At 62.7% G+C, this 13,209-nt stretch carries 11 protein-coding genes; 2 read left to right on the forward strand and 9 right to left on the reverse strand.

The annotated features are described in order from the left end of the window. Window positions 1-34: 34 nt before the first annotated feature. The 5 genes from LNV06_RS14255 to LNV06_RS14275 form a co-directional block, all read right to left on the reverse strand. Entirely contained in the window at window positions 35-463 is a 429-nt protein-coding gene (locus tag LNV06_RS14255) for a hypothetical protein (RefSeq protein ID WP_263538953.1), read from the reverse strand. Beyond that, on the reverse strand, window positions 460-1,911 hold the full coding sequence (locus LNV06_RS14260) for a sensor histidine kinase (protein ID WP_263538954.1): 1,452 nt from the start codon (window positions 1,909-1,911) through the stop codon (window positions 460-462). Before LNV06_RS14260 ends, LNV06_RS14255 begins: the two co-directional genes overlap by 4 nt. A gap of 231 nt (window positions 1,912-2,142) precedes the next feature. Next, complete coding sequence (locus tag LNV06_RS14265) at window positions 2,143-2,712, reverse strand: YceI family protein (protein WP_263539145.1); 570 nt, start codon at window positions 2,710-2,712, stop codon at window positions 2,143-2,145. Window positions 2,713-2,751: 39 nt separating this feature from the next. Continuing rightward, a complete protein-coding gene (locus LNV06_RS14270; RefSeq protein ID WP_263538955.1) occupies window positions 2,752-3,399 on the reverse strand; it encodes a YceI family protein in 648 nt (215 codons plus the stop codon). A 20-nt stretch (window positions 3,400-3,419) separates the two neighbouring features. Beyond that, entirely contained in the window at window positions 3,420-3,983 is a 564-nt protein-coding gene (locus LNV06_RS14275; protein WP_263538956.1) for a cytochrome b, read from the reverse strand. 122 nt (window positions 3,984-4,105) lie between these two features. Between LNV06_RS14275 and LNV06_RS14280 the strand changes: the two genes are divergently transcribed. Next, window positions 4,106-4,795 (forward strand): HD domain-containing protein, encoded by a 690-nt coding sequence (locus LNV06_RS14280; RefSeq protein WP_263538957.1) that lies wholly within the window; start codon window positions 4,106-4,108, stop codon window positions 4,793-4,795. A 228-nt stretch (window positions 4,796-5,023) separates the two neighbouring features. Here the strand turns inward: LNV06_RS14280 and LNV06_RS14285 are convergent, their stop codons facing one another. The 4 genes from LNV06_RS14285 to LNV06_RS14300 all read right to left on the reverse strand — a co-directional run bounded on the left by LNV06_RS14285 (window position 5,024) and on the right by LNV06_RS14300 (window position 10,667). Further along, window positions 5,024-5,464, reverse strand: coding sequence for a DUF3224 domain-containing protein (locus LNV06_RS14285; RefSeq protein WP_263538958.1), 441 nt, complete (start codon window positions 5,462-5,464; stop codon window positions 5,024-5,026). Beyond that, the gene (locus tag LNV06_RS14290; protein WP_263538959.1) at window positions 5,465-6,508 is read right to left on the reverse strand and encodes a TAXI family TRAP transporter solute-binding subunit; all 1,044 of its coding nucleotides are present in this window, start codon (window positions 6,506-6,508) and stop codon (window positions 5,465-5,467) included. After that, window positions 6,509-7,396: a zinc ribbon domain-containing protein gene (locus LNV06_RS14295; RefSeq protein WP_263538960.1), complete on the reverse strand. Its 888-nt coding sequence runs from the start codon at window positions 7,394-7,396 to the stop codon at window positions 6,509-6,511. A gap of 529 nt (window positions 7,397-7,925) precedes the next feature. After that, the gene (locus LNV06_RS14300) at window positions 7,926-10,667 is read right to left on the reverse strand and encodes a M16 family metallopeptidase (protein WP_263538961.1); all 2,742 of its coding nucleotides are present in this window, start codon (window positions 10,665-10,667) and stop codon (window positions 7,926-7,928) included. Between the two features lie 219 nt (window positions 10,668-10,886). Between LNV06_RS14300 and LNV06_RS14305 the strand changes: the two genes are divergently transcribed. Continuing rightward, window positions 10,887-13,169 carry an Orn/Lys/Arg family decarboxylase gene (locus tag LNV06_RS14305; RefSeq protein ID WP_263538962.1) on the forward strand — a complete coding sequence of 761 codons (2,283 nt, stop codon included), beginning with the start codon at window positions 10,887-10,889 and terminating at the stop codon, window positions 13,167-13,169. Window positions 13,170-13,209: the final 40 nt, after the last annotated feature.

A 13,209-nucleotide genomic window follows, 5' to 3' on the forward strand; every position in this document is an offset into this window, starting at 1 on the left:
TTTCGGGCCGGCAATTCAGCCGCGCAATTCAACCTCAACCGCGCGAAGCGGCCGTGGTTTGGCTGGGGCGTCGCTTGTTTCTGAACACCAGCCACAGCAGCAGGGCCAAGAGGATGAAGGGCGAGAACAGCAAGCCGCCCAAGCTCAAGAGGCCGAAAGCGACGCCGCCCAGGATCAGCACCGTCAACAAGATCGGCAGACCAATGCTGAACACCAGCACCAGGGGCAAGACCAGGCAGAGTGCTAGGCCGGCCATCATCATGCCGAACATCACCTCGTACCAGGGCGCCGAGCCCCATTCGCGCAGGCCTTCGATGTCGATGTCTTCGCCATTGATGCTGAAGCTCACGTCCGGCTGCATCACAAACTCATGCAAACCGTGCCAGAGGGCAAAGCCACTCCACATCGCCAACATGGCCAGCAGGGCGCCGCCGATCAGCAGCCATTTGAATGCGTTCTTCATGCCTGAGCTCCTGTTTCATCGTTGCTGCGACTGCGGTAGGGCACGGTGATGCACACCTTGGTGCCGCAGGGAAGGTTTTCGCTGACGGTGACGCTGGCCTTGGGGCCGTAGAGCAGCATCAGTCGTTCGCGGATATTGGCCAGGCCCACGCCGGTGCCGCTGGTGGCGGCGCGGCCGAAGCCCAGACCGGTGTCGGCCACGGTGACGGCCAGCTTGCCGTGCGTCACCTCGGCCTTGACGCGCAGGCTGCCGCCTTCGGCCTTGGGCTCCAGGCCATGCTTGATGGCGTTTTCCACCAGGCTTTGAATCATCATGGGCGGGAACTCGGCCGACAGCAGGCCCTCGGGCACGTCGATCTCGGTCTGCAAACGTTCTTCCATGCGCATCTTGAGGATCTCAAGATAGGGCTTGATGACCGCCAGCTCGCGGCCCAGGTCCCTCACGCCGCTGGCATTCGCCTCGCGCATGGTGGGCATGGAGGCGCGCAGCAGCGAGATCAGGTTCTTCTGCATCTGCGAGGCGCGCGGCGGGTCGGTTTCGATCAAATGGTCGATCGAGGCCAGGGTATTGAAGAGGAAGTGTGGCTCCACCTGGGCCTGCATGGCGGCCATGCGGGCCTCGACCACCTGGCGCTTGAGCGACTCGGCCTCGGCGGTCTCGGTCGCCTGGGCGGCTTTCACCTCGGCCTGCAGCCGGCCTTTGTAGGTCACCTTGATCAGGGCCGAACCCAAAATCCAGAAGACCGCCATCTTGATCAGGAAGTCGCCAAAGTGCACCACCGTGGTGTGTTGGCGGGGCTTGCGTGCCGACATGCGTGCGGCATCGCGGGCGACCGCCGCGGCGGCTTCTCGGGCTTCTGCGGCGGCTTGCTGGCTGGCGCTGTTGGCTTCTTCCAAGGCTTGTTGCACGTCGCGGCGGGCTTCTTCAATGGCGTTCTTGATGTCACCGGCGTCGGCGTTCTTGGGCAGACCGATGGTGATGGACGGCAAATCGGGGTCGACGTCGTCACCATGAGCCTCGCTGGCATCGGCGCTGCCGGAGGCGGCGGAACTGGGCGCTGAACTGGCAGCCTTGGCCTTGCGCGGGATCACCCGCACGCCGCGCTCGTCGATGCTGACCTCGTAATGCACCGAGCCTTCCGGCTTCGTCTTGGCTTTGGTCTTGCTGGGGCTAATCGGTACCGGCTTGGCGGGTGGCTCAGGCTCTGCCGCAGGCTCGGGCTCCTCATCGGTGGTGATGCTGGAGGTCATGCGCCAGGTGAAAGGCGGCAGGTCCACCAGGATATTCACTCCGATCATCAGCGCAATGGCCAGGACGATGAAACGCTTCCAGCTGATGCTGACCAGCCAGCCGGCATAGACATGAAAAGCGCGCATCACGGCCGCGCTGAAGGTCACCCACCGTTGATAGGGCGTGATGCTGGGCTTGGCTCGGGGGGCAGCGTTCACAGAAGAGGGACCTTGTTCCATGCTTCGCACTGTACGCATGCAGGCGGGGCCTTGTGATGCGCAGGCGATACAGCGTCAAGTCCGAGGGGCGAAATGCAGTGAAACGCGACAGTCCGTACCCTCAGAAAGTGAAAACCCACCGGCCTCTTACGCAGGCGGGTGGGTGGAGGCTTCGGCAGAGCGAGGCCAAGGGCCGGAGCTGGGCTCCGGCCGGGGTGTTGCTGGGCTTGCTTATTGCTTGACCGCTTCGACCTGAATCACCAGCTTGACGTTCTTCGGGAAGCCCCAGGCCAGACCATAGTCGATGCCCCATTGAGTGCGGTCGATGGTGGCTTCAAAGTCGCCGCCGCAGACTTCGCGCTTGAACATCGGGTTGTCATAGCAGTTGAAGGCATTGGCCTTCAGGGTGACCGGGTTGGTCTTGCCGCGCAGCGTCAGCAGGCCCTGCACTTCGCTGACTTTGTCGCCGTTGAAGACGAATTTGTCGCCCACAAAAGTGGCGGTCGGGAACTTCTCGGTCAGGAAGAAGTCTTCGCCTTGCAAATGCTTGTCCATCGGTGCCACGCCGGTGCTGACCGAGGCCAGCGGGAAGCTGATCTCGACGCGGCCGGTCTTGGCGGCGCGGTCAAACTTCACCGAGCCTTCTTTCTTGTCGAAGCGGCCACGGTTGGTCGAGGTGCCGAAGTGGCTGATCTCGTAGGTCACAAAGGTGTGGGTCGGGTCGATCGCGTAGGTGGCGGATTCGGCTTGCGCCAGGCTGGCAGCGAGGCCCAGGGCGGCCAGGATCAAAGTTTTCTTCATCATGATGTGAGCTCTCAGGGTTGGAAAAAAGGGTGTGGATTAAAGGGCGGCGATGCCGGTGAAAGCCAGCTTGAACTTCACTTGGACTTCATTGGCCACCATTGAGGTGTCGGCCCACTCGCCGTCACCGATCTTGAATTCCAGGCGCTTCAATACAAAGCTGCCGCTGGCGGTGGTGAGGCCGCCGGCTTGGCTCAGGCTGATGGGCACCACGATGTCGCGGGTTTGTCCCTTGATGCTGAGCTTGCCGCTGACTTCGAACTTGGCCGGGCCCGTGGCCTTGACCGCGCTGCTGGTGAAGCTGGCTTGGGGCAGCTTCTTGCTGTCGAACCAGGCGGCTTTGGCCAGCTCAGCCTCCAACTCGGGCGCGCCCAGTGCCACGCTGGCCAGATCGATGCTGAAGGCCACCAGGGCGGCTTCGGGCTTTTTAGGGTCGAAGCTGAGCTTGGCGTCGAAGCGCTTGAAGCGGCCGTCCACCGGCACGCCCATCTGGCGGCTGGTGAAACTCAGTTCACTCTGGGCCGCTTGCAACTGGGCGCTGCTGCTGGCCAAACTGCTGGAGGCACTGCTCGCTGCCGGCTTGAGCGCGGGTTTGCTTTGCGCCAGGGCTGCGTCAGCCCCAAGCAGCGAGCCGACCATCGCCAGGGCCAGAGCGCTCCCTTTCAGGGCTTGATGCCATGCGGTCATCGGTGAGTTCTTCATTCGTTTTATCCTCTCTTAGGCAGGGGAGACATGCGGGCCAGCAGGCCGTCGCGGTCCACCACTTGGTGTTTCAGCGCGGCGGCGATGTGCATCAGCACCAGACCCGCCAAGCCATAGGCCAGCAATTTGTGGCTCAGCTTCAGCGTTTCCGCCAGGGCCTTGTCCACGGGGACGAAATCCGGCAGCGGCAAGACGCCAAACCAGACGATGGGGAAACCGGCCGCCGAGCTGTAGGCCCAACCGGCCAGCGGCAAGGCAAAAAACAGCAGGTACATCAGCAGATGGGTCAGATGCGCGGCGCGAGCCTGCCAGGCGGGCATGGGCAGATCGGCTGGCTGCTTGTGAGTGAGGCGCCACAGCAGGCGAAAGCCTGACAGGGCCAGGATGCTGACGCCGGCCCATTTGTGCCAGTTGTAGAGCTTCAGTCGCGAAGGTGAGAAGGGCAAGTCCACCATATAGATGCCCACCCCGAAGGCGCCAACGATGGCCAGGGCCAGCAGCCAATGCAGGGCAATGGCCATGACGCTGTAGCGGCCTGGGTCTCGCGAGGAATGTGAGCGGTTTTGCATTGGTGGCTTTCTTGGGTCGGAAGCAGGGCGAGGCCCTGCGTCGATGCCTGGCAGTGTGCGCTTCTTAGGTCGGCGGGTGATGCAGGCTTGTTGACGGCACAGTTCATTGAATTTGAATGCTCATGGCCGGCACTGTTCATCTTCACACCAAGATCACCGCCTTGTCACCGTCTGGTCATCGCGCAAGCGGCAAGATGACGGTCTTGGTCTGTGAGGGTTGTGTGATGGATGTAGTGTGCAAAGTCGAAGCCTTGTTCGAGCGCCGTGGCTCCTCCCTCTATACCGGTCAGGCCTTGGCCCGGCGCGAAAGCGTCAGTGCGCTGGAGCATGCGCTGCAATGCGCGCAGCTGGCCGAGTGGGCGCATGCCGACAACGCCTTGGTCGCCGCAGCACTCTTGCATGACCTGGGCCAGTTGCTGGATGGCGGGCCGGACGAGGGGCTCAACGACGACCATCACGAAGAGCGCGCCTTGACCCTGCTCGGCGCGGGCGGCTTTGGCCCGGCCGTGTTGGAGCCGATTCGACTGCATGTGCAGGCCAAGCGTTATCTGGTCTCAACTGACGCCAGCTACGCCGATGGCCTGTCGCTGGCCTCCAAGCATTCCCTCAGTCTGCAGGGCGGGCGCATGAACGCTGAGGAACGCTTGATTTTCATGTCGCAAGCGCAGGCCAGCCGGGCCTTGCAATTGAGGCGCTGGGACGATCTGGCCAAGCATCCCGGCAAGCGCACGCCGCCGCTGGGTTATTACCTGAATTTGCTGGACGATGTACTGCGTGAAAGCAGTCAGCCGGGTCGTGTGAGCGTGGCCTGAGCCACTGCTGAAGACCATCCCCCCATAAGGAGGGATAGGCAAGGCCGGTGCCGATCAGGATACTTGTTACTTGATTGACGCGTTGCCTGGACCTCAGCGCGTTGGTCAAAGGGGAGAGGAGCTACGCCGGCAAGCAAAACTCATTGGAGTGGCGCTTGTCGGCTTAGTTTTTTCTGGGGCTTAATTGCTGTCGCGACGGCTTTGGCGTTGCCGCGGGCAGGTCTTGAATCAGGTCTTGGGTTTGAACTGATAGTGCAGCTCGTAGAAATGCACGCCGGCCTCGATGCGCAGCGCCAACTCACCGCTGATGCCGGCCAACTCGCCGCTGCCCGAGCCCGGCACGATGGTAATGCGAAGGTCCTGCTGCCCCCCGCTCATCAAGCCCAGATGAGCCAGCGCAAAGCTGCCGCTGCGCCCCTGCAATGCCCCAATGAAGGACTCGATGGCGGTGTAAGCCGCTTCGCCCACTTGAGGCTGGCCGGACATCTGCATTTCGCCCAGGGCTGAGCCCGCCAAATCGCCGCTGTACTGCTTGTTCAAGCTGCGTCGAAACATGGGCGCGGCCCCAGGCGGCACCTCCATCGCTTGCGGCGCGCCGATCTTGACTTCGAAGCGCCCGGCGGCATGGTGAATTTTGGGACTGTTGGCCGGCGCGCTTGAGCTCATCATTTAAGCGCCGCACAGGCCCAGGATGCGCTCCTCGGCCGAGCACTTCTTCGCTTTCTTGACCACGCAATTGCGCAGTTCGCGGTAGGTGGGGGCGTAATAGGTCCAGCCCTGGGGCAGCTTGGGCATGGATAGATCGACCTCTTTCCATTTCGGGTGACCCTCGGCCTGCAGGCGCGAGAAGTTCTGGCACAGCGACTTGCCCAGCAAGGAGAAGTGCTGCATCGTGTCCTTCAAGTTGTAGTCATAGGTCACCAAGAAGGCACCGACCGAAATGGTGGTGAAGTCCTCGGTCAGCAAATTGGGGTAACTCGCAGCCTGCACGGTGGCCGGCGCGTAGACGTTCAAAGCCGCTTGGGCGGAGGCATGCTTGGGGTCGAATTTCAGCAGCTTGATGAACTTCTGCGCTTCAGGCTTCATATTGGCAATCAGGGGCGCGGGCTGGCCGGCCGCCACCACCACCACATCAACGGACTTGTCGCCAATCAGCTTGACCAAGGCTTCTTCATTGGAGAGGAAGCTGGCCTGCTCGTCCGGCATGGCGCCGCCGAACATCATTTTGTAAAGCGTGTGGGTGATCAGCGCGGCGCCGCTGCCAACCAGGCCGCCATTGATCTTGGCGCCGCGAATATCGTGCAGGTAGTTCATCTCCGAGTCGGAGCGAACGATGTAGTGGATCTCGGTGTTGTAGAGCGGCAGCACCACGCGCAGCGGCTTGATGATTTGGGCCGCCTCGGCGTTGCCGGTGGTGGCTCGGTCCAAAAAGGCCTGGTACACGTCGGCCTGCACCACGGCGAGCTTGACGCCGGGCTCGTACCGCATCAATTTGACGTTAGCGGCCGAGCCCGAGGTGGGCAGCACTTCGAGTTGGATGTCTGCCTCAGGCGCCACAAATTTGGCCAGGTCCTTGCCGATGGCGTAGTACGTGCCTTTCTCCGACGCGGTGACGATTTTGTATTCGGCCGCTGCCTGCGCCCAGCCACCGGCGAGTACCAGGGCCGACGCGATCAAGCTGCGCAACAGGGACGGACGTGAAAAGGCGGTCATCTAGGGGCTCCTGGGCTTGGTTTCTTGGGCGCATAGGCCGAGTGCGGCCACGGCGTCGGTGCAATTGTTGATTTGCGGTTTCTTCAGGTCCAGGCCTTGCTGGGCCTCGCTGCGCTGGCGGCTGCTGGAGGCGGGGGTGGCCGTCGCGGCATTGCCTGCCGCCGAAGTGGCCGCTGGCTCAGGCTTGGAGGCTTGGCGTGGATTGGGCTTGGCCTGTGCGGCCACGCGCGGGCTGGGCGTCGCAGGTGCTTCGGGCTTGCTGGCGGGTGTGGCCGCGGCACTGCTGGCCTCAGCTGCGGCCGCGGGCTCGGTTTTGACTTCGGTCGCCGGCAACTTGTTCTCAACCGTGGCTTGCCCGGCGGAGGGGGGCTGCAGCACTGGCTGGGGCGAGGCTTCTTCCGCTTTGCCTTGCCATTTGTTCTGTGCCGGAGTGCTGGAGGACGAGGCCTCCGTGCTTGCCGGAGATTGCCAGGCGCTATACCCAAAATAGCCTGCCCCAGCGATCAAGGCCAACACGAGCAGGATCACGGCGGGCGAGCGGCGCTGGGCAGGCAGTTCGTGCGGCGCCAGCGGGTCGTGGAGGTGCTGACGATGAGTCGGCTCCGCGGCGCCTAGCGGCTCTACTTCTGGTGCCGGGCTGCTGGGCGGCGGGGCCTGAGTTTCGCTAGCTGCCGGGGCATCGTCTGCAGGCTGGGTGTCGGGCGGCTGCAGGTGCAAATCGCCATTGCAGCGTCCGCAGATCGAGCTTTTGGTGATGTCGTTCACCGAGCCGCAGTGCGGGCAAGGTTGCAGATGCAGGGCCGCCCCGCATTCATTACAGAATTTGGAATCGGGCGGGCTGACGTGATCGCAGTAGGGGCAGGGTCTTGGGGCGTTGGCGGGGGACATGAAGGGTTTGAATCCGATGCTCAACCGTCAAGGTCTTGTAGGCCTGCCGGAGAGTTGCCGAACAGGGTGCGCCCGCAGTGTAGACCGGCTGCAGGCCCTGCGCATCAGCCAAAACCTTGAGACTAGGGGTAAGGTAAAAATTCGCCTTGTTTGTGTTTGCGTGTTGGACTTAGGTGCAGGATGACCCAAGGGTTCTTTCTGCTCCGGCGCCCCGGCCCGCCGCCGCGCTCATGGTGTCCGGGTCGGCTCTTGGGAGCCGACTTCCCTCGCTGCTCACTGCGCGGGTCAGCGGCGGCAAACTCGCTACGTTCGCTTGAGCTCACTGCGCTCAAACAAGTGCCGCCAAGTCAGAAGTGGAAGCGCGCTGCGCGCGCCTGACCCGCTCCGCTGCGCCCTCGGCCGGGCACAAATCGCCCGTCGGCGGGCCGGGGCACCTTCGGGCATGGCTTTTGCGGTCTTCGAGCCGCAAAAAAAAGGAACGACCACCGGTCCTTCCTTTTGGGCTTGAGGGCTAAAAGGCGCCGTCGCTTTATTTGAAGTCGCCCGCAAAAATCAGCTGAAAGTCGTCCAGTCGGAAGTACTGACGCAAGGCGGCGTTGACCTGCTCCAGGCTCAGGCTGTTCAGCGCTTGGTCAAAGCTCTGCTCGCGGGCCATGGTCCGATCCAGATCCGCTTGCTTGGCCAGCATGGCGCTGAGTGCCTCGTCTTGGGCGCGGCCCAGGCGACGGTCATTCAGCAGGGCTTGCTTGGCCTCTGAGAGCTCGCGCGGGCTGAAACCGTCTTTCAAGACGCGGCTCAGTTCTTCCCGCAAGGCGGCTTCCACCTTGGCGCGGTTTTGCGGCGCGAAGATGCCGTAAACCCACAGCGGTGACACCGCATCGCGGTCCGAGAAACGGATGCCGGCACCGGCCCCGTAAGACAGGCCTTCCTTCTCGCGGATGCGCAGCCACAGGCGCGAGCTGCTGGAGCCGCCCACCAGGTAGCTGGCCATGGCCAGGGCGGCGCGGTCGGCGTGTTCGTCGTTCAGAGGCAGATGCAAGGTGCCCAGCATCATCGCGTTTTGCTTGTCGGGCGTGGCGATCAGCTGCAGGCGGCCGGGCGCTTTGGAGGCCTGGCGGGGCAGATGCTGCGGCTGGGTCGGCGCCACCCAGTCACCGAAGAGTTGCTGGGCAGCGCTCTCGATGGCGGCGGCGTCAAAGTCACCCACCATGCTGAGCTGGGCTTTTTGGCCGCCGTACATGGCTTTGTGGAAGGCCTGCACTTGCGCTGCGGTCACCGCTTTGTGATCCTTGACTTCTTCATCAAAGCTGCGGGCATGGCGCGCATCGCCGGCCGGGTAGAGATCCAGCGCTGAGGCCAGGGCTTTGCCGGCCACGCCCTCAGGGTCGTCACGCTGCGCTTGCACGGCGGCCAGGCTTTGGCTGCGCACTTCTTCCAAGGTTGCGACGTCCAGGCGGGGTTGACGCAGCATCTGGCTGATCAAGGCCAAAGCTTGCTGGGCTTGCTCGCGCTTGCTGCTCCAACTCAGAGTGAGGCGGTCGCCGCTCTCGGAGTTCAGGACGGACAGCTCAACCTTGGCGGCATCCAGCGCGTCACGCAGTTGTTCGCGGTCCAGCGACTGCGTGCCCTTGTTGAGCAGAGAGGCAGTCATCTGGGCCACGCTCTGTTGGCCGAACAGGCTTTGCGCATCGCCCAGGCTCAGGCTGATGACACCTTGCACCGCTTGGCCCCGGCTCGGCTTGGGCAACAAGCTGAGCTGCATGCCATTGGGCAAGCGGCTGCGGCGAGTCTTGGCGTCGATGGCAGCGGGCGAGGCATCAAAAGCGGGCACAGGCGCTGCGGCCGGCTGAGGCTTGAAGCTCTGCATTTGCTCGGCCAGATTCACCATCGCTGGGGCCGGCGCACGCTGCGGCTTTTCGCTGGGGATGTACTGGGCCAGGGTGCGGTTGGCGGGCAAGAAGCGCTCGGTGGCAACGCGCTGCACATCATCCAGGCTGATGGCCTTGATACGGTCGCGCAGCAGGAAGAACAAGCGCCAATCGCCTTGGGCGATCGACTCCGACAGCGTCACGCCCACTTCTTCAGGGCTGGTGAAGCTGCGCTCCCAGCGGTTCAGCCAGCGGGTCTTGGCGCGGCTGAGTTCTTGGGCCGTGATCGGCCGTTGCGCAAAGCCTTCGGTCACCGTCACCAGTTCGCGATTGAGCGCGTCTTGCGATGCGCCGGGGGCGCTCTCGGCAATCAGCATGCTGAAGCCCGGCTCGGCCAGGGCCAGACCGAAATTGCGCACCGCCGCAGCCAACTTGCTTTCTTCGACCAAGCGCTTGTGCAGACGCCCGCTCGGAGCCTCGGCCAAGATCAGGTTCAGCAATTCGATGGCGGCGTAGTCTGGGTGGGCGCCCGGTGGCACATGGTAGGCCGCGATGGACAGTGGGTTGCCGCCCACGCGCCGCACCGTCAGCAAGCGCTCGCCGTCTTGCACCGGGTCCACGGTGTAGAGCGGCGCCGGCTTCTTCTTGGACTTGGGCAGCTTGCCAAAGGACTGCTCGACCCAGTCCAACACCTGGTCGGGCTTGAACTTGCCGGTCACCGTCAGCGTGGCGTTATCCGGTTGGTAGTAGGCGCGATAAAAGGCTTGCAGGCGCTGGATGTTGACGTTCTCCACATCGCTGCGTGCGCCAATCGTGTCCTTGCCGTAGTTGTGCCACTGGTACATGGCGGCCAGGATGCGCTGGGTGGTCACGCCTTCGGCATTGTTCTCACCCATCTCCATCTCATTGCGCACCACCGTCATTTCGGTGTCGAGGTGGCGGCGGGCAATGAAGCTGTTCACCATGGCATCGGCCTGCCATTGCAAATACCACTTCAGGTTCTCGTCATTTGCGGCAAAGGCGGCGAAGTAATTGGTGCGATCAAACCAGGTCGTGCCATTGGCATTCAAGCCGCGGCGCGAGAACTCGGCCCAGGGGTCGGGCGTCTTGGGGCTGCCTTTGAAGATCAGGTGCTCCAGCAAATGCGCCATGCCGGTTTCGCCGTAATTCTCATGCTTGGAGCCGACGCGGTAGGTCACGTTCACCGTGGTACTGGGCTTGGCTTCGTCGGGGGCCAGGAGCACCTGCAGACCATTGGGCAAGCGGTACTCGGTGATGCCTTCTACTGAGGTGATGGGCTTGAGCGAATGCGCCTGGCTGATCTCGGCGTGCAAGCTCAGGGCCAGGCCCAGGGTCAGAGAAAAAGCAGTCAGGCAAACAGCTCGGCTACGAAACAGCGGCATGCAGTCTCCAGGGCGGGTGGTGAACAGATCGTCAAGCGTAGCAGGCCCGCTTCTTGACTTGCATCAACTCACATTGAACTGCAGACCTGTCTCCCTACCTATGGGGGGAACCTGAATAGAAATGAATGCGATTTCGAGCCTAGGATGGCTCACAGCTAACGCGCTAGGTCCCTTGATCGCGTGTTGGGCTTGAATCTGTATCAAATTGGAGCATTGGGTATGAGTCAAGGTGCGCGCATCGTCGAAATCAAGGTCCTGGTGATCAGCGAGGCCCTGCATGGGCAGACCGCTGTGGGGCGAACCGTTCGGTCCTTGGCTCAGTCCTTGGGCGAGCGAGACATCAATGTGGTGGAAGCCAGCAGCGCCGACGACGCGCGTGCGGTGATCTTGTCCGACCCTTCGATTCAAGGCATTTTGCTGAGCTGGAGCTTGGGCGGCTCTGAGCACAAACAAGCGCAGTCGCTGCTGCAACTGATCCGCTCGCGCAATGCCGATGTGCCGGTCTTCTTGATGGCCGAGAAAGATGGCGCCGCTTTGACCGCCGAGGTGATGCGCCAAGTGGATGAGTTGATCTGGTTCTTGGAAGACACTACCCAGTTCATCGCCGGCCGGGTGCTGGCCGCCGTGCAGCGTTATCGCGAAGCGATCGCGCCGCCTTTCTCCAAGGCACTGATCGGTTTTGCCTCCAAGTACGAATACTCCTGGCACACGCCCGGTCATGCGGGCGGCACGGCCTTTTTGAAGTCACCGGTGGGCCGCGCATTCCATGACTATTTTGGTGAGAACCTCTTGCGCTCCGATCTGTCGATTTCGGTGGGCGAGCTGGGCTCCTTGCTGGATCACAGCGGCCCCATCGGCGAGAGCGAGAAGTACTGCGCCAAGATCTTTGGCGCCGACCGCGCTTACACGGTGACCAATGGCTCCTCGATGTCGAACCGGGTCATCATGATGTCTTCGGTGACCCGTGGGGATTACGCCTTATGTGATCGCAATGCCCACAAGTCCACCGAGCAGGCGCTGACCATGACCGGTGTGGTGCCCACCTATCTGGTGCCCTCGCGCAACCATCTGGGCATCATCGGCCCCATCTACGCCAAGACCTTGAGCGAAGCCGGCGTGCAGGCCGCCATCCAGGCCAACCCTTTGGCCAAGGACAAGGCGCAAAAGGCCGTGCATGCCATCGTCACCAATTCCACCTACGACGGACTCATTTACCTGACCCCGCGCGTGGTGGAGCTGTTGGACAAGAGCGTGGACCGCATCCACTTCGATGAAGCCTGGTACGGCTATGCGCGCTTCAACCCGCTTTACCGCAACCGCTTTGGCATGTACGGTGAAGCCAAGGACTATCCGCGCGACAAGCCCACCATCTTTACCACCACCTCCACCCACAAGCTCTTGGCCGCACTGAGCCAATCCTCCTTGATCGGTGTGCGCGATGGCCGCAAGCCGGTGCCGCATGCGCGCTTCAACGAGAGCTACATGATGCATGGCTCGACCTCGCCGCTCTACGCCATCATCGCCTCCAACGAAGTCTCGGCGGCCATGATGAGCGGGGTGGGAGGCCGCACGCTGACCACCGAATCGATCCTGGAAGCGGTGGCTTTCCGCAAAGCAGTGCGCCGCATCAAGCGTGAGGCCGAGAAGAGCGGCGACTGGTTCTTCAGCACCTGGAATGCCGACACCGTCACCGACCCCGCCAGCGGCCAGAGCCTGGCCTTTGAAGACGCGCCCGATGAGTTGCTGGTCAGCGAGCCCGATTGCTGGGTGCTGCACCCCGAGGCCGCCTGGCATGGCTTCAAGGACATCGAAGCCAACTATTGCATGTTGGACCCGATCAAGGTCTCCATCCTCAGCCCGGGTGTGGCGGTAGATGGCTCTTTTGAGCAGCGCGGCATCCCCGCCAAACTGGTGACGGCCTTTTTGAGCCAGCGCGGCATTCAGGTGGAAAAGACCACCGACTTCACCATCTTGGTCTTGTTCTCGCTCGGCGTGACCCGCGGCAAGTTCGGTACCTTGGTCAACGCCTTGCTGCGCTTCAAAGACGCTTACGACAACAATGCGCCGGTGGCCGAGGTTTTGTTCGAGCGTGTCGCCGATGCGCCCGCGCAGTACGAAGGCATGGGCTTGAAGGACCTGGCTGATGCGATGTTCGAGCAGATGAAGCGCAGCGATATCTTGCGCACTCAAGCCGAGGCTTTCTCGACCCTGCCCGAGCCGGTGCTGACGCCGGCCGATGCCTACTCCAAGCTGGTGCATGCCGAGGTGGAAGAGGTCGATCTGGACGCCTTGGCCGGCCGCGTGCTGGCCACGGCGGTGGTGCCTTATCCGCCCGGCATCCCGATGCTGATGCCGGGTGAGAAGGCCGGCGCGGCCGACGGCCCCTTCATCGCCTATTTGCGCGGCCTCCAAGACTGGGGCCGGCGCTTCCCCGGCTTCGGCCATGACACCCACGGGGTGGAAGACCGCGATGGTCGCTACTACGTGCAGTGCTTGAAATGAAGCGCTTGAGCTTGATGAACCTAACCCAGCAGCAACGCGG

Source organism: Paucibacter sp. Y2R2-4, from assembly GCF_025717535.1.
Classification (GTDB): domain Bacteria; phylum Pseudomonadota; class Gammaproteobacteria; order Burkholderiales; family Burkholderiaceae_C; genus Paucibacter_A.

What these genes read in the sequence shown, in the direction of transcription:
- LNV06_RS14255 (WP_263538953.1), bottom strand. Translation starts at nt 463, where the DNA reads ATGAAGAACGCATTCAAATGGCTGCTGATCGGCGGCGCCCTGCTGGCC.
- LNV06_RS14265 (WP_263539145.1), bottom strand. Translation starts at nt 2,712, where the DNA reads ATGAAGAAAACTTTGATCCTGGCCGCCCTGGGCCTCGCTGCCAGCCTG.
- LNV06_RS14270 (WP_263538955.1), bottom strand. Translation starts at nt 3,399, where the DNA reads ATGACCGCATGGCATCAAGCCCTGAAAGGGAGCGCTCTGGCCCTGGCG.
- LNV06_RS14275 (WP_263538956.1), bottom strand. Translation starts at nt 3,983, where the DNA reads ATGCAAAACCGCTCACATTCCTCGCGAGACCCAGGCCGCTACAGCGTC.
- LNV06_RS14280 (WP_263538957.1), top strand. Translation starts at nt 4,106, where the DNA reads ATGGCCGGCACTGTTCATCTTCACACCAAGATCACCGCCTTGTCACCG.
- LNV06_RS14285 (WP_263538958.1), bottom strand. Translation starts at nt 5,464, where the DNA reads ATGATGAGCTCAAGCGCGCCGGCCAACAGTCCCAAAATTCACCATGCC.
- LNV06_RS14290 (WP_263538959.1), bottom strand. Translation starts at nt 6,508, where the DNA reads ATGACCGCCTTTTCACGTCCGTCCCTGTTGCGCAGCTTGATCGCGTCG.
- LNV06_RS14295 (WP_263538960.1), bottom strand. Translation starts at nt 7,396, where the DNA reads ATGTCCCCCGCCAACGCCCCAAGACCCTGCCCCTACTGCGATCACGTC.
- LNV06_RS14300 (WP_263538961.1), bottom strand. Translation starts at nt 10,667, where the DNA reads ATGCCGCTGTTTCGTAGCCGAGCTGTTTGCCTGACTGCTTTTTCTCTG.
- LNV06_RS14305 (WP_263538962.1), top strand. Translation starts at nt 10,887, where the DNA reads ATGAGTCAAGGTGCGCGCATCGTCGAAATCAAGGTCCTGGTGATCAGC.